The 24,886-nt window shown below is 64.2% G+C and carries 24 protein-coding genes and 1 pseudogene; 17 read left to right on the top strand and 8 right to left on the bottom strand.

The window, feature by feature from the left end; translation table 11 throughout:
* Positions 1-616: 616 nt before the first annotated feature.
* From J7E80_RS01970 to J7E80_RS01960, 3 genes are all read left to right on the top strand, one after another.
* Positions 617-1,033 carry a hypothetical protein gene (locus J7E80_RS01970; protein WP_215049926.1) on the top strand — a complete coding sequence of 139 codons (417 nt, stop codon included), beginning with the start codon at positions 617-619 and terminating at the stop codon, positions 1,031-1,033.
* A 113-nt stretch (positions 1,034-1,146) separates the two neighbouring features.
* Positions 1,147-1,770 carry a DUF4190 domain-containing protein gene (locus tag J7E80_RS01965; RefSeq protein WP_215049804.1) on the top strand — a complete coding sequence of 208 codons (624 nt, stop codon included), beginning with the start codon at positions 1,147-1,149 and terminating at the stop codon, positions 1,768-1,770.
* Between the two features lie 181 nt (positions 1,771-1,951).
* Positions 1,952-2,668, top strand: a complete 717-nt coding sequence (locus J7E80_RS01960) for a zinc ribbon domain-containing protein (protein WP_215049803.1) — start codon at positions 1,952-1,954, stop codon at positions 2,666-2,668.
* A 287-nt stretch (positions 2,669-2,955) separates the two neighbouring features.
* Here J7E80_RS01960 and J7E80_RS01955 read toward each other — a convergent pair whose 3' ends face one another.
* Complete coding sequence (locus J7E80_RS01955) at positions 2,956-3,159, bottom strand: hypothetical protein (RefSeq protein ID WP_215049802.1); 204 nt, start codon at positions 3,157-3,159, stop codon at positions 2,956-2,958.
* A gap of 104 nt (positions 3,160-3,263) precedes the next feature.
* On the opposite strand from J7E80_RS01955, the gene J7E80_RS01950 reads away from it, so the two are divergent.
* Both J7E80_RS01950 and J7E80_RS23590 read left to right on the top strand, forming a co-directional pair.
* Positions 3,264-3,542 (top strand): hypothetical protein, encoded by a 279-nt coding sequence (locus J7E80_RS01950; protein WP_215049801.1) that lies wholly within the window; start codon positions 3,264-3,266, stop codon positions 3,540-3,542.
* Between the two features lie 441 nt (positions 3,543-3,983).
* Entirely contained in the window at positions 3,984-5,684 is a 1,701-nt protein-coding gene (locus tag J7E80_RS23590; RefSeq protein WP_251036326.1) for a helix-turn-helix transcriptional regulator, read from the top strand.
* Between the two features lie 106 nt (positions 5,685-5,790).
* Here the strand turns inward: J7E80_RS23590 and J7E80_RS01940 are convergent, their stop codons facing one another.
* Positions 5,791-6,522, bottom strand: coding sequence for a hypothetical protein (locus J7E80_RS01940; RefSeq protein WP_215049800.1), 732 nt, complete (start codon positions 6,520-6,522; stop codon positions 5,791-5,793).
* 376 nt (positions 6,523-6,898) lie between these two features.
* On the opposite strand from J7E80_RS01940, the gene J7E80_RS01935 reads away from it, so the two are divergent.
* From J7E80_RS01935 to J7E80_RS01915, 5 genes are all read left to right on the top strand, one after another.
* Positions 6,899-7,510: a carbonic anhydrase gene (locus J7E80_RS01935; RefSeq protein WP_215049799.1), complete on the top strand. Its 612-nt coding sequence runs from the start codon at positions 6,899-6,901 to the stop codon at positions 7,508-7,510.
* A gap of 133 nt (positions 7,511-7,643) precedes the next feature.
* Complete coding sequence (locus J7E80_RS01930) at positions 7,644-7,967, top strand: hypothetical protein (RefSeq protein WP_215049798.1); 324 nt, start codon at positions 7,644-7,646, stop codon at positions 7,965-7,967.
* Positions 7,945-9,087, top strand: coding sequence for an NAD(P)/FAD-dependent oxidoreductase (locus tag J7E80_RS01925; protein WP_215049797.1), 1,143 nt, complete (start codon positions 7,945-7,947; stop codon positions 9,085-9,087). Before J7E80_RS01930 ends, J7E80_RS01925 begins: the two co-directional genes overlap by 23 nt.
* A 126-nt stretch (positions 9,088-9,213) precedes the next feature.
* Positions 9,214-9,537, top strand: a complete 324-nt coding sequence (locus tag J7E80_RS01920) for a hypothetical protein (protein ID WP_215049796.1) — start codon at positions 9,214-9,216, stop codon at positions 9,535-9,537.
* A 58-nt stretch (positions 9,538-9,595) separates the two neighbouring features.
* Positions 9,596-10,093 (top strand): DinB family protein, encoded by a 498-nt coding sequence (locus J7E80_RS01915; protein ID WP_215049795.1) that lies wholly within the window; start codon positions 9,596-9,598, stop codon positions 10,091-10,093.
* A 332-nt stretch (positions 10,094-10,425) separates the two neighbouring features.
* On the opposite strand, the gene J7E80_RS01910 is transcribed toward J7E80_RS01915, so the two are convergent.
* Positions 10,426-11,625 (bottom strand): beta-propeller fold lactonase family protein, encoded by a 1,200-nt coding sequence (locus tag J7E80_RS01910; protein ID WP_215049794.1) that lies wholly within the window; start codon positions 11,623-11,625, stop codon positions 10,426-10,428.
* Positions 11,626-12,285: 660 nt separating this feature from the next.
* Here J7E80_RS01910 and J7E80_RS01905 point away from each other — a divergent pair.
* Entirely contained in the window at positions 12,286-12,663 is a 378-nt protein-coding gene (locus tag J7E80_RS01905; protein ID WP_215049917.1) for a MarR family winged helix-turn-helix transcriptional regulator, read from the top strand.
* Positions 12,660-13,934, top strand: coding sequence for an MFS transporter (locus tag J7E80_RS01900; RefSeq protein ID WP_215049793.1), 1,275 nt, complete (start codon positions 12,660-12,662; stop codon positions 13,932-13,934). Before J7E80_RS01905 ends, J7E80_RS01900 begins: the two co-directional genes overlap by 4 nt.
* An 826-nt stretch (positions 13,935-14,760) precedes the next feature.
* Here J7E80_RS01900 and J7E80_RS01895 read toward each other — a convergent pair.
* Complete coding sequence (locus J7E80_RS01895) at positions 14,761-16,275, bottom strand: MFS transporter (RefSeq protein ID WP_215049916.1); 1,515 nt, start codon at positions 16,273-16,275, stop codon at positions 14,761-14,763.
* 99 nt (positions 16,276-16,374) lie between these two features.
* Positions 16,375-16,806: an ester cyclase gene (locus J7E80_RS01890; protein WP_215049792.1), complete on the bottom strand. Its 432-nt coding sequence runs from the start codon at positions 16,804-16,806 to the stop codon at positions 16,375-16,377.
* A 294-nt stretch (positions 16,807-17,100) separates the two neighbouring features.
* Between J7E80_RS01890 and J7E80_RS01885 the strand changes: the two genes are divergently transcribed.
* A complete protein-coding gene (locus tag J7E80_RS01885) occupies positions 17,101-17,607 on the top strand; it encodes an ester cyclase (protein ID WP_215049791.1) in 507 nt (168 codons plus the stop codon).
* Between the two features lie 193 nt (positions 17,608-17,800).
* Positions 17,801-19,101, top strand: a pseudogene (locus tag J7E80_RS01880) (hemolysin family protein).
* Between the two features lie 92 nt (positions 19,102-19,193).
* On the opposite strand, the gene J7E80_RS01875 reads toward J7E80_RS01880, so the two are convergent.
* The 3 genes from J7E80_RS01875 to J7E80_RS01865 form a co-directional block, all read right to left on the bottom strand.
* Positions 19,194-20,558: an MFS transporter gene (locus J7E80_RS01875; protein WP_215049790.1), complete on the bottom strand. Its 1,365-nt coding sequence runs from the start codon at positions 20,556-20,558 to the stop codon at positions 19,194-19,196.
* Positions 20,559-20,637: 79 nt separating this feature from the next.
* Positions 20,638-21,156 (bottom strand): serine protease, encoded by a 519-nt coding sequence (locus J7E80_RS01870; protein ID WP_215049789.1) that lies wholly within the window; start codon positions 21,154-21,156, stop codon positions 20,638-20,640.
* A gap of 278 nt (positions 21,157-21,434) precedes the next feature.
* Positions 21,435-22,040 carry a hypothetical protein gene (locus J7E80_RS01865; protein ID WP_215049788.1) on the bottom strand — a complete coding sequence of 202 codons (606 nt, stop codon included), beginning with the start codon at positions 22,038-22,040 and terminating at the stop codon, positions 21,435-21,437.
* Positions 22,041-22,341: 301 nt separating this feature from the next.
* Here J7E80_RS01865 and J7E80_RS01860 point away from each other — a divergent pair, with 301 nt between their 5' ends.
* The 3 genes from J7E80_RS01860 (at position 22,342) to J7E80_RS01850 (ending at position 24,744) form a co-directional block, all read left to right on the top strand.
* Complete coding sequence (locus J7E80_RS01860) at positions 22,342-22,494, top strand: hypothetical protein (protein ID WP_215049787.1); 153 nt, start codon at positions 22,342-22,344, stop codon at positions 22,492-22,494.
* A 34-nt stretch (positions 22,495-22,528) separates the two neighbouring features.
* On the top strand, positions 22,529-23,590 hold the full coding sequence (locus J7E80_RS01855; RefSeq protein ID WP_251036325.1) for a hypothetical protein: 1,062 nt from the start codon (positions 22,529-22,531) through the stop codon (positions 23,588-23,590).
* Between the two features lie 149 nt (positions 23,591-23,739).
* On the top strand, positions 23,740-24,744 hold the full coding sequence (locus tag J7E80_RS01850) for a LacI family DNA-binding transcriptional regulator (RefSeq protein ID WP_215049786.1): 1,005 nt from the start codon (positions 23,740-23,742) through the stop codon (positions 24,742-24,744).
* Positions 24,745-24,886 lie beyond the last annotated feature (142 nt).

The following is a 24,886-nucleotide window of genomic DNA, read 5'->3' as shown; positions in this document are numbered from 1 at the left end:
TCATAGGGAGGTCCGGCAAGCTCAATCGGCAACTGTGCACCACCACGCCCTTCAAGGTATGCAGTCGTAATTCCGATTCAGATACCGGTGGTTTCGTAATTCCGTTGGGTGGCACGTGTCGCGGCGCCGCTACCCTAATAGCGGCCGAGATCCGGTGCGGTACCGAGGCAGGCGAACGGGGTCATGAAGCACTTCAACTCTTTCAGGAACGAAGCGGGCGCCTAGTCATCACTGCCGTCGGCAGCGTCGGGCCGGGCCTACAGCCCGCGCTGCCGGAACATCGGGAGGGTTACCCGCACCCGCGCGACCACCAATAATGCCCCTCCGAATTCTGATCCACCAGGCTCACCATGCAGACCAGATTTCGTGGACAGTCGGCCACGTCCACGCTCCCCGCAGGTTTTACTCAAGGTTTCCACAGCATTCGCTGAAGAATCATAATCTTGGGTTTTAGGACGCTTTTTTAGCGGACAATGGCTGTGTCGGATTAGGCCACGGCAGTGCTGCCACGGTCAAGCTAAATGCATGAACCGACACGGTAACGCTCGGTCACGTTGCAGAATGCCTTGTTGGATTCACTAACGATGACCCTATCCATGGGGGATTTAATTTGGGAATGAATAAAACGCTGGCTATTGGGGCCTTCTTGTGCCTGGCTCTCGCCGGGTGCGGCGGCGGAGGTACGCCGCAAGCAGCCCCTACAGTCACACACACGGTGATCCAGACGGCGACTGCAACGGTGACAGCGACAGCAACCGTGACGGCAGCGCCTGTTGCGAATGCCGCTGTCCCCCCTTCGTCAGCACCGGCTCCTGTCGCCCCGACAACCGCCACCATTCCTGCCAACGTAGCAGGCATGAATGCGGAGGCCTTGGATGATGACCTCACTGCCCTGGGGTTCACGAAGATCATCTACAACTCCGACACGGGAAAGACGGTTTTGTTGCTGAGTAACTGGACTGTCACTGGCATCGATAATCCAGGCGCAGAACAGTCCATGGAGAAAGCGGTTGTAGTTCACGTAACAAAATAAGGTGCACGCTCCGGCGGCCCTACAATCCACCACCCGACAGCTGGTCACTGTTGGGGGCAACGCACAGTATCGATCCGCGAGGGTCTCAACAGCATCAGAAAAAGGGGAAAACTATGTCCAACATCAAAAATGACACAGCATATTCGGCATTGCCGGAGCAGCCGATACACCGCGTCCGGATGGTCGAGGAAAAGCGCAAGAACGGTCTCGGCGTGGCAGCCCTCGTCGTGGGCATCGTCGCCGCAGTGTTCAGCATCATTCCACTCGTAGGTATGATCGCCTTCTTCCTTGGTCCGGTCGCAATCATTCTCGGCATCATTGCCCTCTTCCTTAAGAATCGGAAAAAGGGAATGGCAATCACCGGATTCATCCTCGGCGTCGTCAGCCTCATCGTCGCCGGACTGGTCACTGCCGGTGTTAGCGCCGCTGCAAAGTCTATTGACGAGAGCATCAATGCTGAGCACACGGTAGAGTACGTCGTCACTACGTCAGGTCCGGCCAGCATTTCATACTGGACCCCGGGAGGAACCTCGACGGAAGACATCACGGCCGCATGGAAGAAGTCCATCACGTCGAAGGAATTCAATATCACGAGTATCTCCGTCACCGGGAGCTACAGCGACGCTTCCGCCGCTGTCACCTGCGAGATCCTGATCGACGGCAAGAGCGCAGGAAAGAACACGGGCAAGGGCACCGGTGCCCACGCTTCCTGCTCAGGAAACACCTGGCAGAAGTAGATTCGCGATAGGGCTGGTACTGGGTCTGAACTGTCTGCCGGTACCAGCCCTTTCACGTCTGACTGTCCCGCCGCCGGCCATCGATGCGCAGGCCATCGCCCAGTCCGGCGTGAGATCTGTGGCCCTCGCGTAGCCGCTGCTCGGCGTCGGGAATCATGAAATATCGGCAAGGAGCACCCCTTTGAGTAACCCCACTGGCGCCGACGCGCCAACAGAAAAGATCGCAGCCCAGGATAAGCAGCCCGAGCCAGCTGCCAGCACGGACCAGACGACAGAGTCCGTCGAATTCGAGGAACCCCCCGCGAAGGTATGCCCCAAATGCAGCGTACAAACTCAAACTGCTGGCAACTTTTGCCCGCATTGCGGTGCTGCCTACACGCGCCAACGTCAGATTCCGAAGCTCAGCAAGCGGGTCATTCTAAGTGCCGTCGGCGCTCTGATTATTGCCATCGCTGGACTAGCGATTGCACTTAGCATTCAACACAATAATCAGGTGAATTCCGAGATGGCAGCTGCGGCCGCAGCGGCAGAGGCTCAGCAGGAACGCGAGGCCGAGGAAGCCCGAGCCTCGGCCGCCGCCTCGGCATCAGCGGCTGCAAAAGAAGAAGCTGACTCTGCCGAGCGAGTGAAGCGGACGGCCATTGTCACTGCGCTGGAAGAATCTGTTCTTAAGGACGCCAAGTCTCGCGTCGATAAGGGTGTTCTAGACGGACCCATTACGCGCGCATCATGCACGCCGCTGGGTGGAGGATCCACAGACGATCTAACTGCAATCACTGGCACCTTCGAATGCATTGCCGTGAACAAAACCGAAGCAGATGGCTCAGAATCCGGCTACCGCTTTTCGGCGACAGCCAACTGGAACGAAGCCAGTTACTCCTGGCACCTCGGCAGCTGATTTCTGCCCGTTTCACAGGGATTACACCTGAAGACAATGGGGCCGCTGCCTAGCGGACGGCGGCCCCATCGGGTTCGCAAGGTTGACGATGAGCAGCATCAATCACTCGACTAATCTCCTAGTAGGGCGCCCATCGCCGCGCGAAGCGCCCTGTAAAAAGCGCGGCTGGTCCGGGGCCGCCATCAACGAGCCGGAAGCCGCGGAACCGGTGTTTCGACACTGGCCAGGAGGCCGGCGTGCCGGCCTCCTGGCTTCAGATCCGTCCCTTCCAGGTTCACATCCCGGCATCAGCCCGAGCTGCCGATCTTCCCGTCCCCGCCGGAGGCGAAGGAGGTCCCGGATCCGGTCACCGACTTGCCCGCCAGAAATTTCCTTTCTCTCATGCGCAGCGGCCCGGTGTTGCCGATAAACTCGATTTTCGCCGCCACCTCGTCGTCGCTGATCACCCGCTTGTGGTTCTGGCGTACATGTCCGGAAACGCCGTGAACCATGCTTCCATGTAGGCCTGACCCTGTTCCCGCTGCGGAACGGCTCAGACGTCATGACATCCGAAAAGGTGAAACCATCGGCCAGTAGGCCGGCGAACCGACGTGTCATGCTGGTCCCAAGCCGCCATTCCGCGGTCGTCGAGCTGCTCTACTTCAGCGCAAGCCCAAGTACACCAGCGGCAGCGGCCGGGGTTCCTGCCGAGCAGCCGCAGGTCCAGGAACGGCGCTTGAAGCTCAGCTCGCGCCCGGTGGATGTTGTGTCGCCCTGCCTGGCCCCAGCGCCGACCAAGACGACGGCACTCGGGTACGCCGTCGCGGTCTCCAGCGCCATGAGCGCGGGCGATGCAGTCGAACACGAAGTTGGGCGAGAAGGGCGAGACGTCTGAGGAACTCCCTATGATTAGGCTTCCGCAACTACCCACGTTAAGCCTAGCGATTTGGCTAATGCAGCCGTCTCAATGGTCTCGCTGATCAACTCAGTCTCTGAAGCGGAGAATCGTCGACCAGACCACTCCAGCTCGGATAGAAGCAGTCGCTGGACGTCTGGTTCGCTATGCGGAAACCCGGCGCAGTGTTGAAGGTCTACCCCGACGTGGCGCACATGGTTCTGTGGGAATGCCCCGAGCGGGTCGCCGAGGACGCGGCAGCGTTCCTCAGCTCGTGTGCCTGACACCCCGCGACGGAGGAGCCCCGCACCTTGCCGCCCCTTAACCCCGGCAGTAGCCTGAAAAGCAGATGACGGGCCGCGCCGCCCACCACCGGCTCCGAGAGTGCCGGCTCCGGCGGCGCCCATAGGATCAGGCCCGCCACCGGGAACGGGAGACGCGATGTCTTCACTCGCAGAGGGCCGGGAAGCCTACGCCGAACGGCGCTGGCCGGACGCCGTCGGGCAGTACACCGATGCAGACCGCGACGCCGAACTGCCGGCCGGCGATCTGGAACAGCTGGCCACCTCCGTCATCCTCACCGGCCGGGGCTCGGAGGGAGTGGACATCCTGGCCCGGGCGCACCTGAAGCACCTCGCCGACGGAGACTACCCCGCCGCCGTCCGCTGCGCCGTCTGGACCGGGATCAACCTCATCCTGCTGAGCGAACCGGCCCGCAGCGCCGGCTGGCTAGCCCGCGCCCACCGGATCGTCGACGACTTGCCCGAACCCTGCCGCTTCGAGGGCATGCTGTTCTTACCTGCCGGGCTGGGCGCCCTCTACCAAGGCGACGGCGCCGCCGCCGCGGAAGCCTTCGCCCGGGCCGCCGACCTCGGGCGGGAACGTGGCGATGCTGACACAGTGGCCCTCGGCATGCTGGGCCTCGGGCAGGCAAAGGTCATGTTGGGCCAACTCGACGACGGACTGGCTCTGCTCGACGAAGCCATGGTCGCCGTTACCGTCGGGGAAATCACTCCGGTCCCCTCCGGGATCATCTACTGCGCAGTGGTCGAAACCTGCCATCTGGCCTTCGACGTGCACCGCGCTCACGAGTGGACACGGGCGCTGGACCGGTGGTGCGACGCGCAACAGAACCTGGTGGCCTTCAGCGGCCAGTGCCAGAGGCACCGAGCCGAGCTGTACCGGCTGCACGGCGCCTGGACCGAGGCGATCGATGCGGCCAAAATGGCTCAGGACCTCGCCTTCCGCGGCGACCGGATGGCCACCTACGGCGGCTTCTACGAACAGGGCGAAATCCACCGGCTCCGGGGCGACTTCGATGCCGCCGAGGCCGCTTACCTGCACGCTCAGCAGACAGGCTTCCCGCCGCAGCCCGGGCTGGCGCTCCTCCGCCTGGCCCAAGGCAAGCCGGACCAGGCCCAGTCTATGCTCCGGCAGGCCATGGACGGCGCCGGCGGCGACTACCGGCGCCGGGTGCTCCCCTCCCAGGTGGAAATCGAACTGGCAGCAGGCGACGCACCGGCAGCACGGGCCGCCATGGAGGAGTTGGCCTCGCTCTGCGCCACGTTCGACATGCCCATGCTGCACGCCCTCGCCGAGCAGTCCGAGGCCGCCGTCCTGTTCCACGAAGGCGACCCCCAGGCCGCGCTGGTCCTGGTCCGCCGCGCGTGGTCCCGCTGGCTCGGCCTCGACGCGCCGTTCGAAGCGGCCCGCTGCCGCGCCCTCCTGGCCAGCCTGTGCGCCGCGCTCGGCGATGAGGAATCCGCCCGGCTGGAGCGAGAGGCGGCCCGGGCCGTCTTTTCCGAGCTGGGAGCCGCACCGGCGCTATCGGAGCTTGAGCAACCGGACCTTGAGCAACCGGGGCTTGAGCAACAAACACCCGTTGCGCCGGACGCCCGGACAGCCCCACTGCCAGCCTCCGGGAACGACGCCGGTCACGCCGCCGGCGCCGGGCCGCTCACCGCCCGCGAAACCGAGGTTCTCCAGCTCGTGTCTGCCGGACTGGGCAACCGGGACATCGCCGCCGAGCTGTTCATCAGCGAGAAAACGGTGGCCCGGCACCTGAGCAATATCTTCACCAAGTTGGGCCTTAGCTCCCGGACCGCCGCCACGGCCTACGCTTACCGGCACGGACTCGTCTGACCTCCCCTGTGACTGTTCAGATTGGGCTCACATCCAAGAGTCAGGGATGGTGGTTCCTGCCGCTGCCCGCCGTGATTCGACGGCGACGGGCAGCGCTTACGGGTCGTCAGCCTGCGGCGAGAGCTGCGTTGACGAGCTTGACGAGTTCGGGTGCGTCGGCTGCGGTGACCGCACCGACGGCGCCGGTCTTCATCACAGAGACCGCCAGCGTCCCCTTAACTCCCAAGACAGTGACATTACAGACCTGTTTCTTCCCGGCGGGGGTGGTCTGGATGGTCAGCGCAGCCAGCGACTTATCGGCCTCCACCGTGACGTCCACAGGTTTCATTTCGTTCGTGATCTTCTGCCCCTTCAACTCGATGGTGTACGTCGAGCAGTCATTCAGCGCCGCTGCGCTCTTCTCGAACTGGGCAGTCATCACCGAAGGGTCTTTGACAGCGAAGACGGTCATGACCGTCGCCGTTTTGGCTTTCGCCGCCAGGCTGGCCCCCGCAGCGTAGGTGCTGCCCTCGGGAACCTGGGTGTTGTTATCGATCAGCACGCCGCAGGCCTTGGGCGTGATGACGGCGGTTCTGAGCATTTCCCGGGCTGCTATCAGTCCCTGGTCGATCTGGGCGGCGGGGACCACGGTGAGGGGCTGTCCCTGGGCATCCTTGAGGCCGGCGACGATGGCGGTGAGTTCCTCGTTGGTATAGGCCTTCGGCGTCGGGGTCGGGACCGAAGACGCCGGGGATGGGCTCCCGGACGCGGTGGTACCGGACGGGGAGGAGCCGCCGCAGCCTGTGAGAGTAAGAACTGCTGCGATGGCGAGGGCGACTGAAGCATTGCTTCTTTTCATGACTGGATCCCGTTCAACTGTGCCGGCCTGCCCGAGGATTTTCGCGGGCTCGTTCCGGACTGCGCCGTCAGTTGCCGCGAGCTGGCGGGCACAGCACACCGCGTACGTCGGCGATGTTTGGATCGGTCAGGGCCGGCCTGCGGGGACCGTGTCCTGGTGTAGTGGTCCCTCTTTTCACCGCTGGCTGGCGCGATTGCTCAGAGCATACGACGTGCGCGCCGCCAGCGCCAGAGCGGGCGGTACGCTGACCTCATTGACCTCCACTGAGATCAGCTCTGATTAATCGACGCCCCCTCCAGCGGTTCGATGCAGCCTACGCGCGCAATGGGGCGATCCCTTCCTTTGTGAGCCGGCACGCCACCGTAAGGTAAGCAGGGTGAGCAGAATCAGCCCGTACGATGCATGGCAGCGCCTGCTTGAAGGCAACGAGCGTTTCGTCTCGGGAGATTCGCTGCATCCGAACCAGAACGCCTCCCGGCGCAGCGCGCTGGCGCACACCCAAAACCCGTTTGCAGTCATCTTTGGCTGCGCAGACTCCCGTCTCGCCGCGGAGATCATCTTCGACGTCGGCCTCGGCGACGTCTTCGTGGTGCGCACAGCCGGGCACGTAATCGACGACGCCGTTCTCGGCTCGCTCGAGTACGGCGTCTCGGTGCTCAAGGTCCCGCTGATCGTCGTCCTCGGACATGACAACTGCGGCGCCGTCACGGCCGCGAAAGACGCCGTGGAAACCGGGGAGGTGCCCTCGGGCCACATCCGCGACCTGGTTGAACGGATCACACCGTCGGTACTGAGCTCGCTGCGTGAGGACAAGACGGACGTCAACGACATGGTCGTCGAACACGCGAAGCAGACCGTGCGCCGGCTGCTGGACAGTTCACGGATAATTTTCGACGCCGTGGACAATTACTCCACCGCGGTAATCGCCGTCGCGTACCGGCTCGAAGAGGGCCGGGCGCAGCTCGTCTCCGCATCTGGCGTCCTCTAACCACCACTTTCCGCTAACCGTCACTGACCTCCCGCCCTGCATAAAATTACCCATTCCCGCCCGCCGGCTTCAGCTCCGGAAATGGGTGATTCGCCCGATTCGCCGCGCCGCGCCGAAAAATAGCGTTAGTGGCATGAACATTTCGGTGCTCGCAGGAATGGTTTCCACCGTCCTCTTCGCGGTGAGCTACCTGCCAATGCTGCTCAAGGCCCTGCGCACCAGGGATCTTGACTCCTACAGCCTGGGCTACCTCGCGCTGAGCAATGCCGCCAACGCAGTGCACTCCGTGTACGTCCTCAGCCTCCCGCCGGGGCCGATCTGGGCGCTGCACTTCTTCTACGTCGTCGCCTCCGCGCTGCTGCTCATCTGGTACCTGCGCTTCCGGTCCGTTCATAACCACCAAACCGCACCTGCATCACCAAGGAGGCACCACCATGAACACCACCCCAGCAACTGACACCGGCGGCACCGCCGGCACCTCCGCCGTCGACACCGTCATCATCGGCGCCGGACAGTCCGGCCTGGCCCTGGGCTACTACCTGGCGCAGCAGCACCGGAACTTTGTCATTCTCGACGCCGCCGCACGGGTCGGCGACGCCTGGCGGAACCGCTGGGACTCGCTGCGCCTGTTCACCCCCGCCAAGTACGACGGCCTGCCCGGCCTGCCCTTCCCCGGCGACCCGCTCGCCTTCCCCACCAAGGACGAGCAGGCGGACTATCTGGAGGACTATGCCACCCGGTTCCACCTGCCGGTCCGGTCCAACACGGCCGTCACCCGGCTGAGCCACGACGGGCAGCGGTTCCATGTCACGGCAGGAGCGCAGCGCTGGGCGGCGGCGAACGTCATCCTCGCCACGGGCGCCTACCACCTGCCCAAGACGCCGCGCTTTGCGGCGGAACTGCCGTCCGACGTCGTACAGTTCCACTCCTCCGGCTACAAGAACGCGGCCCAGCTCAAGCCCGGTCCGGTCCTGGTGGTGGGGGTGGGCAACTCCGGGGCGGAGATCGCCCTGGAGACCAGCCGCACACATGAAACCTGGCTGGCCGGCAAGCCGAGTGGCGAGATGCCGTTCCGGCACGGCCGGACCGCGGCCCGGTTCCTTATCCCGATGGTCCGCTTCGCCGGGATGTATGTGCTGACCACCAACACGCCGGTCGGGCGCAAGATGCTGCCCAAGATGGCTGCCATGGCTACGCCATTGATCCGCACGAAGGTCGCGGACCTCGCCGCCGCCGGCGTCCACCTGGTGCCGCGCGTCGCCGGAGTCCAGGACGGAGTAATGCTCGACGACGGCCGGAGCCTTCCGGTGGCAAACGTCATCTGGTGCACCGGCTTCACCGAGGCCTACCCGTGGCTGGACATCCCGGCGCTGCCCGCGGACTGGCGGGAGCAGCAGCACCGCGGGATCGTGGATGCACTGCCGGGCCTGTACCTGCTGGGGAAAGACGTCATCTTCGCGGCAGCTTCGGAAACCCTCCCCGGCGCGTGCCGGGACGCCAGGTATCTGGCGAAGCACCTGGCCGCCACCCGGGCTCAGCAGGACGAAGCCGAGGTCCACAGCGGGCTGGCGGCCTAACGCTCGCCACGGGGAAAGGCCCAGGCTGCAGCTTCCCCTTCAGTCAGAGGGCTTTCAGTCAGAGGGCTTTCAGTCAGAGCGCCGGGGTCCCGGCCCCGGCGCCTGGGCGCGCGGGATAATGGAAGCATGACGGATCGGGATCAGGACGGGGATCTGTGGGAAGAGTTCGACCGGCTCCCACCCGCGGGCCCCGACCGCGTCGAGGGCTTACCCGGAGGACAGCCGCAGGGCTTTGGCTTCCGTACCGGCGTGCGCAGTGCAAAGGTGGCCTTCGGTTTCGCCGTGTATGCGCTGGTCCTCGGAACCGTGCTTGTCCTCACAGGCGTAGTCGTCTTCATCGGTCAGGGGCAGTGGCTGCTGGTCGGACTGATGGTGTTGGTCGAGGCAGTCTTCGTTTTTGCCTTCAAGCGGCTCGCTGAGCAGGCGCGCAACCGCCGCTCCGCCGAGTAGCCGGGGCGGGCATGATCTGGTCGTTGCCCCGCGCTGACGGCCTTGCGATACTTCACACATGCCCGCCCTTCCCGCTTCCTTCGCCGACGGCGTCATTGATCAGCCGGTCCGCGTCCAGTTCGAGGCATTCCTCGATGAACACCGCAGCATGCTCAATTCCTGTTTGAACGGGCTGACCGAGGAACAGGCGCGCCGCTCACTGGTGCCCTCGCGGACCACCCTGCTGGGCCTAGTGAAGCACGCCGCCTTCGTCGAGAAGGTCTGGTTCGACGAGGCAGTCACCTGCCGGCCCCGCACCGAGATCGGCATCCCCGCCACGCCTGACGAATCGTTCATTCTCGACGACGGCGATTCCATCGCCAGCATCCAGCAGGCCCACCGCGAGGCGTGCGAGGCGTCGCGCCGGGCGGCGTCGTCCCTGCGGCTCGATGATCTGGTTCTGGGCAACAGGCGGGGTCCGCTGCCGCTGCGCTGGGTGTACCTTCACATGCTGCGCGAGCTCGCCCAGCACGGCGGGCACGCGGACATCCTGCGCGAACAGGTCCTCAATGCATAACCAGTAGTCCGAAGCGGCCGCCGACTACAACTGTGGAGTTGATCGCCCTTGGAGGCGTTCTGTTATAGCAGCGTGTCGTTCTAAGCGGACGCGACACCGAGCCGTTCCAGCCTCGCTGCCGCTTCGAAACGCGTACATAAGGGATCAGTTTCGTCACGGGCAGCTTCGATGTCTCTACTAACTAGCGGTGGATACGGCGATTCAAACCAGAAGGTTGTGAGGCATAGTTACGAGGATCGCTGGCCTCGGACGAACCGAGTGGAGTTGACCTGCCATCATCAGCGTCCCCTCAGACATACATGAACGATTCGTCAAACCCGTCATCCACATGCTCAGCGGACCTTGCCCTTGGTTATGGTGATCGTGATGCGTGAGGTGACCGCGTTGGGGCTGACTCCGTTGGTGGCGGTCACCGTAAACGTTGCCTTGCCGGCCTTGGTCGGGGTTCCGGAAAGGACCCCCGTGTTGGAGTCCAGGCTCAGCCCCGTGGGCAGTGCACCGGAGGACACGTAGAAGGTCGGCGCCGGGTCACCCGTGGCTCTGAACGTGAAGCTGTAGGCGACACGCGTGGTCGCTTTGGTCGGCGGTGTGGCCGCGGTGAACACCGGCGGTGCTGCGTTCACATCGATGACCGACACCGTGTTGGACCAGTTGTTGGTGACGTAGGCCGTCGACCCGTCCGGGGCGATCGCAACACCGCCCGGACCCGACCCGACCTGGATCGTGGAGGTCACCGTGCCCGACGGCACGGCGATGACCGAAACCGTGTCGGAACCGGAGTTGCTGACGTAGGCCGTCGACCCGTCCGGGCTGAACGCAACACCCCCCGGGCCCCACCCGACCTGGATCGTGGAGGTCACCGTCCCCGACGCCACATCAATGACCGACACCGTGTCGCTCTCGTTGTTCGTGACGTAGGCCGCCGACCCGTCCGGGGCGAACGCAACACCGCTCGGAGACGGTCCGACCGGGATCGTGGAGGTCCACGTGCCCGACGCCACATCGATGACCGACACCATGTTGGAATCCTGCCCGTTGGTCACGTAGGCCGTCGAACCGTCCGGGGTGAGCGCGATAGCGCCCGGAAGCTCCCCGACCGGGATTGTGGAGGTCACGGTGCCCGAGGCCACATCGATAACCGACACCATGTCGGGACGGCTATTGGTGACGTAGGCCGTCGACCCGTTCGGGCCGAACGCAACACCGCTCGGAGACGGTCCCACCGGGATCGTGGAGGTCACAGTGCCCGACGCCACACCGATGACCGACACCGTGCCGGAATCGGCGTTGGTGACGTAGGCCGTCAACCCGTCCGGGGCGACTGCAACACCGACTGGAAACGACCCAACCGGGATCGTGGAGGTCACCGTGCCCGACGCCACATCGATGACCGACACTGTGTGGGAGTCGAGGTTGGTGACGTAGGCCGTCGCCCCGTCCGGGGCGAACGCAACACCGATCGGAGTCAACCCGACCGGGATCGTGGAGGTCACCGTCCCCGCAGCAGCAGGCTGAATAGTGGCAACGACCATGAGCGCCGCCAGGATCGTGCTGATGATGGCTGCATGCCGCCGGAACAGAAGAGAATCGGGTCTACCCCCGCGGAACCGGCGGTTGCCGGCTCCCGGTTGTTTCGTACCCGGGGCGGAAGGCCGCCCCGGGTGCCGCCGGGACAATCCTGCTAAGAACCGCATCAGTTCCTCCTGCGTGTGGAGAGCGAAGTCTGTTGGGCCGCGTTCGTGCGGCCTTGCGGAAGATGACCTGCCGTCATTGACGGACGGGAATCGTCCCGGCAACGATGCGCCGAGACCCTCAGGTGCCGGCAGACACCCTTATCACGGTTGGCCGATATAACGGCTCAGTCCGGAGTTTATAGATCAGGCAAACCTACGGTCACCAGTAATCTGTACCTGTCTTTTTGGGCTGGCACTACCCTGTTTCCTTGGGTCCGAGAGAGCAGGCGGCGCCCATCTACGAGCGATCACGGAATCTCGCCACCAAGCGTTTTAGTCCGCCGCCTACAACCGCCCCACTTGCCGCCGGCACTCCACAGGAGCATAATGGTTAGCAGGGCTAATTAGCATTGCTAACTAAATTCGCAGGAGGCGCAGCGCACAGTGACGGCAACGGACCGGGAGCGTAAGGACAGCATCAAGCCGGACATTTTGGCTATCGACCTTCGGACAGCGGTGATGCGCACCTCCCGCAGGCTCCGGGTGGAGGCAACCGGCGACGTCATCACTCCCGGCCAGTACACGGTCCTGGCCCAACTGAACGGCAACGGCCCGCAAACCCTCCGCGCACTGGCGGAACGCGAGCACGTGCAGGCGCCGTCGATGACCCGGATCGTCAACGCCCTCGCGGAGCAGGGCTTTGTCACCCGGACAGCCCACCCCGCAGACGGCCGCCAGGTCCAGGTGGGAATCACCCCCGCCGGGAAGGATGTCCTGGCGGAGGCCCGCGAACAGCGGACAGCCTGGCTGGCCCAACGCGTCGCCGGCCTCAGTGACGAGGACCGCCAGATCCTCAGCCGTGCCGCCCAGATCATGCAGCAGCTGAGCGCCAAATGAGCGCCATGTTCCAGGCACTGGAGAACCGAAACTACCGCGTGTGGGCGGCAGGAGCGCTCGTCTCCAATATCGGTACATGGATGCAGCGGATCGCACAGGACTGGCTGGTACTGACCGTCCTCACCGACCATTCCGGCACCGCCGTCGGCATCACCACCGGCCTTCAGTTCCTGCCGATGCTGCTGCTTGGCCCCTACGGCGGTGTCCTCGCAGACCGGCACCGCAAACGCCTGATCCTGCTGTGGACGCAGCTGGCGATGGGTCTGTGCGGGCTGGCCATCGGACTCCTTGTGGTGACGGGCACTGCCCAGCTGTGGCATGCCTACCTTGCCGCCCTGTGCCTTGGGCTCGCCAGCGCCATCGACGCGCCGGCCCGCCAGTCCTTCGTCTCTGAACTGGTGGGGCAGGACAGGGTGGCCAATGCAGTCGCACTGAACTCCGCCTCCTTCAACACCGCCAGGCTCACGGGCCCTGCCATCGCCGGTGTATTGATCGCCTGGGTGGGCACCGGACCGGTCTTCCTGCTCAACGCGGCCAGCTTCGCCGCCGTCATCATCTCGCTGTTCCGGATCCGCACTTCCGAACTGGCCCCGGCCACGCTGGCCGTCCGCGGCAAGCACCAGGTGGCCGAGGGCCTGCGCTATGTCTGGGGCCGGCCGGATCTGACACTCATCCTGGTCATGGTGGGGGTTCTTGGCGCCTTTGGCATGAACTTCCCCATCACCAATGCGCTGATGTCCACCGCGGAGTTCGGGGTGGGGCCGGGTGAATTCGGGCTGCTGGGCTCCATCATGGCCGTCGGGACCCTGGCCGGTGCCCTGCTCGCGGCCCGCCGGGCCGGCCCCCGGCTGCGTTTCCTGCTCGGCGGGGCCCTCGGACTCGGGTTCTTCACGCTGGTAGGCAGCGTGTCGCCGTCGTTCTGGCTGTACGCCGCCGTGCTGATACCCGTAGGCCTGGCCTCAATAACATTCCTGAACAGCTGCAACACCAGCATCCAGCTCTCCGTGGAGCCGCAGTTCCGGGGCCGTGTGCTGGCGCTTTACCTGGGCGTACTGCAGGGCGGCACCGCCGTGGGAGCGCCGCTCATGGGGTGGATCGGCACGGAGTTCGGCGCGCGCTGGTCGGTGGCCGCCGGCGGCACGATCGTGCTGCTGACCGGCCTGCTCTCCGTCATTGCTGTCAGCCGTCGCAGCCCGCTGACGTTCCGGGCACAGGTCCGGACCGCTTTCCCCGGAAAACGCGCCCGGGGCATGAGCGTCTCCGACGCCTAGGTCGCATCTCCTAATTCGGGAGTCGTGACCCGCTGTTTTCATACGTGAGAGGGGTCTCGCCAGAGCGTTCTCACGTTAGACCGCTGGGACCATCCAGAAACCGGCGACGGCAGTGAGGCCTCGCTCGCTGGTCATGCGAGTGGCGTGGGCAGACACCGGTCCTACGTGAAGATCGAGCTTCACGCTCGTTGTGGTTCCGCAATCAAGGGCAACTTCATGCGCAGTTCCTCCTCGTCGATCGGATTGCGAGATGGTGATCGATGCTTTCACCACGCCGACGCAGGCAGCGGTGATGGTGTAGCTGCCCTTCGGTATTCCCGGGACGGATGTCCGGAATCCGTCTGTGCCGAGTCCGCCTGATGCGCCCATCACAAGACCCTCGGGTCTAGGGCCCAAGCGGCTGTCCAGTTGCGCCTGATTTCTTGCCTGGACCTGGGCAAGGCCGGGGTCGGACTTTGGCGGTGGAGGGGGCGCGGTTCGGGAGGGTCCGGCTGGCGTGTCAGCCACGACCGGAACGGCGTCCTCATACTCGCAGGCACTTAAGGCGGCACCGGAACTGGCCAAAACCAGCAAAAGTGCGATAGCACGCGACCAACGTTTTCCCCCGAATGCCGACATGGCCCAAAGCCTATCGGCCCCAAGAGCTTGTCTCCTAAATTCTGGCGTTGTGATCCTCGATGCCTGATGGGTGTCTCGTACCTCTGTTTTGACTGATGGGCAGTGGACCCGCATTCAGCCGTTGCTGCCGTCACCTCGTTGGGGCATCGGGGTCATCCGTTCGCTCAACTAGGACTAAGTGGTGGTGCAGCAGGTCACGTAGACCGCGTCAGCCCGCGGTCGGCCTCCCACCAGGCCGCCTGTGCGACGCCCTCGCCGCCTCGTAGCTGCTGTCGAACGGCAGCGTGTCCATGTCCAGCAACGGGTTCCCGTCCTGCGTCGCCACCAGCTCACGGGCCGCTTGTTCCGAGTCCACGCTGGGCATGGAACCGGGCAGGTGCCGCCGGGCGGATTCGGGGAGGAAGTAGATCGCGACCGCTGCGATGGCCGACACCGCCATGAGGTAGAACGCTGGCATCAGGTCGTTGCCTGTCGCCTGGATGAGCGCGGCGATGATGAACGGGGCGGTGCCGCCGAAGATCGCCACGGCGAAGTTGTAGGCGATGCCCATGGCAGAGTAACGATGGGCCGTGGGAAACAGCGCCGGCAGCGCCGACGCGAGAATGGCAACGAAGAACGCCACGGGGAAGGCCACAAGGGCCAGGCCGGCCAGCGTGGCGGGAACGGTTCCGATCGCGATCAGCAGGAACGCGGGCAGAGACAGCACCATGGTGCTGACGGCCCCGATCCAGAGCACGGGTCGGCGACCGATCCTGTCTGAGAGGCGTCCAGTCAGCGGAATGCACAGGGACATGGCCACCAACACCGGAACGGTCAGCAGCGTCCCGTGGACCTCGTCGTATCCCTTGTTGGTGGTCAGGTAAGTGGGCATGTAGGACGTGAGCGCGTAGCCCACGGTGTTTCCGGCGGCCACGAGGATCATGGCCAGCACGATGCTGCGCCAGTGGTCCTTGAAGATCGCCACCGGGCCCACCGGGCGGAGCTCGTCTCCGGTCTCGTGGTGGGCGGCGGCCACGGCTTCGGCCTCCTGAGTGGCCTTGAAGGCCGGCGACTCCTCGATCTTCAGCCGGAAGTAGATGGCGACGGCGCCTAGCGGACCGGCGACAAGGAACGGAATCCGCCAGCCCCACGCCTCCATCTGTTCCTGGCCCAGCGTCAGCTGGAGGGCGGAAACCAGCGCCGCGCCCAAGGCGAAGCCGAGGTAGCTGCCCATGTCCAGGAAGCTGACGAAGAAGCCGCGGCGCCTGTCCGGCGAATGCTCGCAGACGAACGTGGTGGCACCGGCATACTCGCCGCCGGTGGAAAAGCCCTGGATCAGTTTGGTGACCACGAGAAGCACCGCGGCCCAGATGCCCAGCACAGCGTATCCGGGGAGCACGCCGACGGCGAACGTCGCCGCTGCCATCAGCATCAGGGTCATGGCCAGCACGTTCTGCCGGCCGATCTTGTCGCCAAGCCAGCCGAAGAACATGCCGCCCAGCGGACGGGCGATAAACGTGGCCCCAAAGGTTCCCAGGAGGAACAGGTTTTGCACTGCCCTGTCGGCCTCCGGCAGGAACACCGGGCCCATGGTGGTGATCAGATACCCGAAGACGCCGACGTCGTACCATTCCATCGTGTTGCCGACGATTGTCCCGCCGAGGGCTTTCCTCAGGGTGCGGTGGTCGACGACATTGATGTCGGAAACCCGCAGACGCCGCGCTTTCAGAGGCTGTTCGGTCATGACGGCGTCACCGCGGCCTCGGTCTTCATGCTGACCCATGACTGTTCTTCCGGCATTTTCCGTTCCTCCAAGGGAGACCAGGCGTCATACACGGATGGCTCACATCCCGGGCATCATTCCCAGTTGCCCCATCATCCCAGCGACGTCCGGATAGACCCGGAAGGAGACAAACTTTCCATCCTTGACGGAGGCAAAGTAGGTGCCGGTGCCGGTGACCGGCTTGCCTGTGGCCGGAAGCTCCTGATTCCCCATCCGCAACGGCCCCGTGTTGGTGCCGGTGAACTCCACTTCCGCCGCCACCTGATCCTCGGTAACGACTCTGTTTGTAGTTTTGGCTCGCATGTCCGGGAACGCCGTAAACCACCCTTCCATGTACTCCTGCACCTGCTCCCTGTTAATGAACGCCTCGGGCGCCATCACATCCGAAAACGTAAACTCATCGGCCAGCAGAGCGGTGAACGCCGCCGTATCATGCTGGTCCCAGGCCGCCATTCCGCGGTCATCAAGCTGCTCTACTTCGGCGCGTGACATGACACATCTCCTCCTTGAAATGTACTGGTGCGGCCAATAGTAGGCCTTCCGGTGTGGCGGTCAATGCCCGGACGCAAACCGCTCCCCTTTATCGTCTTCCATGCGCTGAATGCTGAGGCTGGCGCGACCTTCCACAGGCTCTGCTCCTGCCCTACAATGGGGCTGGCTGCCTCCGGTGCAGCCATGCTCACGGGTTGCCGCGAAGGCTCTTTGCAGGCTTTCGAGGCTGCCCGCACTCAACGCCACGGGCTGGGGCTGGCACCTTAACTGGCCTTCAAGCAAAGAAGCATGCAAATGTTCATTCGCAGATTCATGACAATTCTCATGACCACCCAGAGCTATGACACAACAGACGCCGGCCAGACGATGCCCACAGACAGCAGGCAGGCACTCGAGGCGCAGACGCAGGCGATTAACGCCCATGACGCTCAGGCCTTTGCCAGCTTCTATGCGGACGACGCCGTCGTCGTCGACCCCCAGTACCCCGAGCCGCTGCGGGGCCGGGCTGCAATCGAACAGGACGCGGTGACTTTCCTCAGAGCATTTCCGGACCTCGAATTCTCTCTGATCAACATACTGGTCGATGACCGCTTGGTCGCTGGCGAGGGCAAAATCGTCGGAACCAACAACGGGCCCATCCACATGCCTGGCGCAGACGAAATTCCGGCAACGGGCCGACGGGTGGAATCCCCCATGGCGTTCTTCAGCCGTCTCGACGAGTCCGGCAAGATCGTCGAGGAGCGCCGCTACTACGACATCGCGAGTCAGCAGGAGCAACTCGGGCTGACCCAGATGCCTTAGCAGAATGATGCATTAGCAGAACCAAGGGAGCCGAGCGCCGTACGATCTCGCCACAACATCCCGGGCGGACGACGGCGGCGCCCGGCTCCTGGAGGCCATTCCAATGGTCAGTCTGGGGCTTCTGCTGCAGTCGGCGCCTTCAGCGGAGGAGGCTGGGGCCCAGTTATGCCCGCCGGTTCGATAGTGTCGGTTTATGGACAGCGACACCCTCGTCAATTTCCTGTTGGTCCTCTTTTTTGTGCTGTTGGGAGGAGTCTTCGCCGGCACGGAAATGGCGCTCGTTTCCCTCCGTGAGAGCCAAGTGCGCCGGATGGAAAAGGCAGGAAAACACGGAGCCAGAGTTGCAGCCTTGGCCGGGAATCCCAACCGTTTTCTCTCAACTGTTCAGATCGGCGTGACGCTTTCCGGTTTCTTCTCGGCCGCCTACGGCGCCTCCACTATCGCCCCTGATGTCGAGCCCCTCCTGGAAGCCGTGGGATTTGGTCCCGCGGCTGAATCTGTTGCGTTTATCGGCATGACGCTGCTGGTGGCCTATCTTTCCTTGGTGCTGGGTGAGCTGGTGCCCAAGAGGCTGGCCATGCAAAGCGCTGCTGGTTTCGCGAAGGTTCTGGCCCCGCCCTTGCTCGTCCTCTCGGAATTCATGCGGCCCGTCGTCTGGCTGCTGTCGGTTTCAACCGACGCGGTTGTCAGGCTCTTTGGGGGTGATCCCAATGCAAGACAGGAGGGCATCAGCGCTGAGGAACTGCGGGAGATGGTGACGCAGAACGACCGGCTGGAGGAACACAGCCGAAGCATCCTGACCGATGTTTTTGGCGCCGGAAGCCGCTCGTTGCAGGAGGTCATGCGCCCCCGCACTGAAGTAACCTTCATCGACGGCGTCCTGACGGTTGCTGCTGCGCGCAGCATGGTCAGGGACGCGCCCTATTCGCGTTATCCGTGATCGCCAGGACCCCGGATGACGTCCTGGGTTTCATCCACATCCGTGACCTGATGCCCCGAGACGAACATTATGACGAGCGGATTGTGATGGACATTGTTCGTGAGATTCTCCCGCTGCCGGGAACGAACAAGGTGCTGCCCTCGCTGTCACGCATGCGCAAACTGGGCCAGCACATCGCGCTGGTGGTAGACGAGTATGGAGGCACCGACGGCATCGTCACTCTGGAGGATCTGATGGAGGAGCTGGTCGGTGAAATCTACGACGAGTACGACATCGGGGCTGAGCCCGAGGATCGCGTCCGCGTGACGAACGGATCGATTGAGGTCGACGGCGGGCTGATCCTGCAGGAATTCGCGTCGGCATCCGGCATAGCGCTGCCGGAGGGTCATTACGAGACAGTGGCCGGGTTCGTTATCGACCGGTTGGGCCGGCTTCCTCATGTAGGCGACCGGGTCGAGATGGCAGGCCACGTGCTGACGGTGACCGCCGTGGACAGGCTGCGGATTGCACGGATCCGGGTGACCCCAGCCGACAGACAGCCTGAGGAACTTTGAGCATTTTCCACGAACGCCATGGCGGCCAGAGGACAGCGCTTTCAATTCGAAGTGGCGTTAAGTACCGGACGGCCGGTCGGGCCCGTCAATGGCTACTCAGCTTGCCGCTCCCGCCACAACAGCGAAACCACGAACGTCACTGCGCACAGGCCCAGCATGACCAGCACCATGCGGCCCCAGTTCTCCTGGTTGACGCCGCTGCCGTAGAAGATGCCGATCATCACGGTGGCGCTGATGGCGCCGACGTACCGGCAGGTCTGGTAGATCCCGGCGGCCACTCCCCTGTCCCCGGGCGCCGCGGACACGTACAGGCCCTGGTTGGAGGCGATGGCGACCGCCCCGTACGGCACGCCCATCAGCGCCGTCAGCGCCAGCACCAGCAGGACGGCGAACGATGCCGTCAGCAGCCAGAGTGCCGCTGCCGCCACAGTAAGAATCACGACGCCGGCGATCAGCACCCGCCGAACGCCGAACCGGTCGATCGCACGCGCGGCGAGCGGCGTGACAACCACGGACATGGCAGCCAGCGGCAGCATCAGCACGCCCACCACGCCAGGGTCGTAGCCGCCGGCCTCCTGCAGCAGCTGGGGCAGGCCGAAGAACGCGAAGTAGTAGACGCCGCTGAACACCGTGAAGCCCAGGTACACCAGCAGCAGCGGCCGGTTCCTGCCCAGCAGCCGCAGGTCCAGGAACGGCCGTTTGAAGCTCAGCTCCCGCCAGGCGAACAGCACGGCCAGCACCATCGCCCCGCCCAGCAACGGCCAGCGGTAGCCGGGCAGCGCATCCAGCAGACCCATGAGAAGCAGCACCATGGCGCCCGCGAACGCCAGGATGCCGGGAATGTCCGAGTCGCGCAGCAGGCTGGCCATGCTGCCCTGCTCCCGCCCCTGGTCAGCAGGGGCGGCTTTCCGCACGATGAGCAGGGCTGCCAGCGACAGCGGCACGTTAATCAGGAACAGCGCCTCCCAGCCCACCAGGCTCACCAGCAGCCCGCCCACCACCGGACCGACCGCAGCCCCGGACGTGTTGGCCATCTGGATCCGGCCCAACGGCCGGGTCGTTGGCACGTCCGCCTGCCTGGCCAGGGCACCGACCATGACGACGGCGCTCGGGTACGCCGTCGCGGTCCCCAGCGCCATGAGCGCTCGGACGATGCAGACGAACACAAAATTAGGCGAGAAGGGCGCCAGCGCGCAGGACACCGCCACCAGCGCCATGCCCAGCATGAAAAGCCGCCGCGGCCCGAACCTGTCAGCGAGCCGCCCCATCAGCGGCTGGCCCGCTGCCGAGGTGATGTAGAAGGCGGTGATCACCCAGGTGACGGTGGCGACGTCGAGCCTGAAGTCCTCGCGCAGCACCACCAAGGCGACGGCGATCATCGACGAGTTCAGCGGGTTCAGCGACGTGCCCAGGCTGAGGCCAGCCACGGCAAGGCCGGTACGGGGAGAGTTGCTCACGGCAACAGTCTTCCGCACACGGGCTGTACGTCACGAATTCAGAGAACAGCTCTCTTATCAGCGAATCTCGGCGGATCCTCTAGTAAGGAGCACCATCACAAGCTGATGCGGAATTGGAGTAGCCGCCAGGGTTGTTTAGGACTTGGTTAAGAACTTCCACGGGGACCGCCAGATACTTGTCCCCGTCCCCCGCATACGCAACTCCGACCAGCCGCCCTGCATCGTTGATAAGCGGGCTTCCGGAACTGCCATGTTCAATCGGGGCATCGTTGACCAGCATTGGGAGTGTGGACCATCCGATGGGGTCCGGGGCATACCCTAAGACTTTTCCGTGTGTGGTCGTCAAGGGGCCGCCAAGCGGAAAGCCCACGGCCGTGACATCAGCTCCTACATCGGGATTTTCGGTAGCCAGAGCGATTGTCGCGGGCAACGCTTCCTTCGTCCAAACCAGTGCGAGATCAGCTATGACGGCGGCGCCTGCGGTAGCGACATCGATATCATGCCCGTCGAAAGTACTGACTTGAAGAACTGCCGCGCCACCGACCACGTGACGATTGGTGACGAATACATGGTCCGCAATCGCAAATCCAGAACCCATCGAAACAGTTCCACAGCCTACGTTGCGCACGCGGAGCGACGCCCGTTCGTAATCGGTGAAACCGCGTGCTTCAACTTGATCCTTGGTGTACGTCGGCAGTGCACTACTTGTCGGAAGCCAGTCCCTCGACGAATCTGCGGGAGCTGTAGTTGGAGCCGCCGCGGCAGAACTGGAACTAACGGATGGCGGAGGTACCGGCACAAGTCCACACCCTGCCAGGCCCACAAATAAAAGCGAGATCAACGACAGCAGACGCGCAGTTGAACCCAGTGGCGCTCTCAACCCGCCAGCTTCTTCGAGAGTGCGTCACTGTCGGCACGAGCCTTATTGCAGCCATCATTGATCTGCGTCGCGTATGAAATTAGCGCTTCTGGATCATACGAAGAGAAATCGACCAAGTAAGTTTGAAGCTTCTGCAGGTTCCCAATACACCCGTCCATCTCCGCGGTAACTCCTTGGGACATCGCCACCAAGGTCTCCATGTAGGCGGCCTGGTCACCCACTTGGGCCTTCTCGTCGGCCAGGGAGCGGACACGGTCTGTCGCCGTGTTGTAATCCGAGGTGACCCCGTCAAGCTGCTTCTGCGTATCCACAAGCTTCGTGTTCACGCCGTCAAGCCGATTTTGCAATTCTTGCGCGTCAATTTTGAGATCATCACGTTGTTTGGTCATTGCTACTAGGTCGCCGGACGTCTTTGCAAGGTCGTCGGACGTTTTGTTGGCGGCGCTCCGCCACTCCTGCGCGGAGTGTGTGGAGTAGGCGAAACCAACGCCGAGGCCTGCAGCAACGAGAGACAGGGCAACGATGGAAACGACGAATGGCCAACGGCGGATGGCTCGATAGGGAGGCGGCGCCCAACCGCCGTTCGGGTACAACTCAACCAATTCCGTGGACTCTCTTCATCCTGGTTCGCGAGCGAACAAAGCCGATGTCGAAAGTCTAATCTCGGGCTGAGTGATCCTCGTATTACCTCAGGGAAACCTGCGGCATTCTTGATGGATCCTTGAGGCGCCGTCGTTACGTGATGCCCTCACCTGTCACAGCCGCTTTCCCTTGGGGGAACAATGAAAGTCAACTCCAATATGCTTTCGCTCCCGAAAATCGGGTGGCGGCCGACTCTACTCTTCTGGGCAGTGGTGGCGATCGTGCTGTTTATTCTCCTGATCGCAGCTAAATCTGGAGTCTTTGCAGGGCTCTGGTTTCCTGAGCATCATCGCTCTTATCGGCGTTTCCGGGATCCTCGTGTTTATGCACTATCTCGGCGACCTCATGACGGCCGGGGGCGATGTCGGTATCAAGGACCTGTTCCCCGCACACTTGAACGCTGCTCCCTTGTGAGCGCCCAGCCACCGCAGTACCATCCCCTCACCTGATGGCTCCGTTGAAGTGGGCAACTATGCTCGATACTGCGCGCAACACAAGGGCCGGCGGACTCCGCGATCTGGTCACCGAGCTCCTGGGTCTGTGGCTGCTGCTGGCCGTCTTCCTCGACGGCTGGGCGCACCTGAACGTCCCGGGGCTGGAGACGTTCTTCACGCCGTGGCACGCCGCCCTCTACTCCGGCATGGTCGCCACGGCGGTGTGGACCGCCGTCGTGATCTGGCGGAACCGGGCGCCCGGGCAGACATTGCGGCAGGCCGTTCCGCCCGGTTACCGGGGAACCGTAGTCGGGGTCATCCTATTTGCGATTGCCGGCGGCCTGGACCTGCTCTGGCACGAGACCTTGGGCCTCGAGGTGTCGCTGGATGCGCTGGTCAGCCCCACCCACCTGCTGCTCGGGTTCAGCCTCTTCCTGATTCTGGGCACCGCCGTCCGCAGTGCCCGTGCGAGCGGCCACCCCCGGAACTTCACGTGGACAGCGGCGGCGATGTTCGCCGTCGTCCTGATGACCGGGCTGGGAGCGTTCTTCCTTGTCTATGCCTCGGCCTTCGTCCGGCCGGGGCCGACCGCCCTTTTCACTCCAATGCCGGTGGGTACGCCCGGACGCATCCAGGCGGAGATGCCGGTGGTCGTCAGCCTGACGAGCTACCTGCTGACCACCGCGCTGATCATCGCGCCCTTCCTTTTTACGCTCTCCGCCGCCCGGCACCCCGCACGCGGGATTACGACCATGCTTGTCGTGGCAGCGGCCTGGCTACCCGTTGCGATGGTGGGCCTGCAGCCCTACGCAATCGCCGGAGCTGCGGGCGCCACAGTGGCAGCCGTGGTGGCCGACCTGTTGCTTGCCAGACTCCCGGAAGTCTGGCTGCACCGGCGGCTGCCTGCGGTCACGGCAGGCATCACGGCACTCCTGTGGACGGGCCAGCTCGTCGCCTTCGCCGTGACGGACGCGATCCGCTGGCCGCCATCGCTCTGGCTGGGGGCAGTGGTGCTGAGTGCCGCAGCAGCCGCAGGCCTCGCCGCCCTCAGTTCCTGGGACCCGGCACGTTCCTGAAGCCAAGCGCATTCCTAAAGCGGCTCGGGCCCCGTTGTTCCTGTACCTGCAGGAGCAACGGGGCCCTCTGCCCACTCTCGGGCGCCCGTCTGTAGACTGGCGGAGGCGGCGCGAAACGTTCGCGTAAACGATTCTCCAAGGCGGCGACGATGACGACGATGGTAAAAGTGGCGCAGCTTGCCGGCGTGTCCATCTCCACTGTTTCCCACGTCCTGAACGGCACCCGGCACGTCGGAGAAGAGACGCGGCAGCGCGTCCTCAAAGCCATCGAGGAAACCTCCTACCGCCAGGACGCCCTGGCCCGTGCCATGCGGCGCTCCCGGACTGACAGCATCGGGCTGATCGTTTCCGACGGCGGCGAGCCGGCTTTCGCCGAGATGATCCGCGGCGTGGAAGAGACTGCCGCGAATCAGGGCATCACCCTCCTCCTTGCCAATTCCGCCGAAAACCCGCAACGCGAGGCCCGCGCCATCCAGGCCCTCCTGGAGCGCAGGGTGGATGGCCTCATCCTGGCCCGCGCCGCCGGCTCCGGGCCGGACACCCTGGCCGAGTTCGCCAACCAGGACACGCCGCTGGTGCTGATGGACCGGCTGTCCGAGGACCCCTTCGACCAGGTGGGCGTCGAAAACAACGCGTCGATCAACGAACTGGTTCAGCACCTCACGTCGCAGGGCCATGACCGCATTCTGCTGGTGGCCGGGGACACCCGGGTTTCCACACTGCGGGAGCGGCACAGCGCCTTCCAGAACGCCATGACGGCAGCCGGCATCGCGCCGTCGGACCAGCTCACCGTCACGGCCGCCGACCAGGCAGGGGCCGACGCCGGGATAGAGGAAGCGCTGTCGGCGGCCGCCCCGCCGACCGCAGTCATCGCGTGCAGCACTGTATTGGCCGCGGCCGCGCTGCGGCGCATCCAGCAGCGGGGGCTGAGGATGCCCGAGGACATCGCCTTCGCCGCCTTCGACGGCTTCGCCTATTCGGACCTGTTCGAGCCCCAGCTCACCACCGTCCGCCAGCCGGCCTTCCAGGTGGGTGCCGCCGCCGCCGAGCTGTTGACCAAGCGCATCGCTGACAAGTCGGGCGAGACCTCCGTGGTCCGGCTGGCGCCAACCATCGAATACCGGGCCTCGACCGGCCCGGCCCCGGTCTCCTAGAAGCCGCTGCCGGCCGCAGAACCCCGTTCCGGCCGCAGCTGGTCAGGGCGCACCTAACCAGAGCGCCGGCTTGCGAGCGGACGAGGCGGCCGGCCGGCCCTCGGACAAGGCGACCGGCCGGACCCGGCAAGCCTCCAGAAAA

Origin of the sequence: Arthrobacter sp. ISL-28 (assembly GCF_018613875.1) — a bacterium.
Classification (GTDB): Bacteria; Actinomycetota; Actinomycetes; order Actinomycetales; family Micrococcaceae; genus Arthrobacter.
The sequence above is the reverse complement of the archived record's forward strand: the minus strand, read 5'-3'. Positions and strand labels throughout refer to the sequence as shown.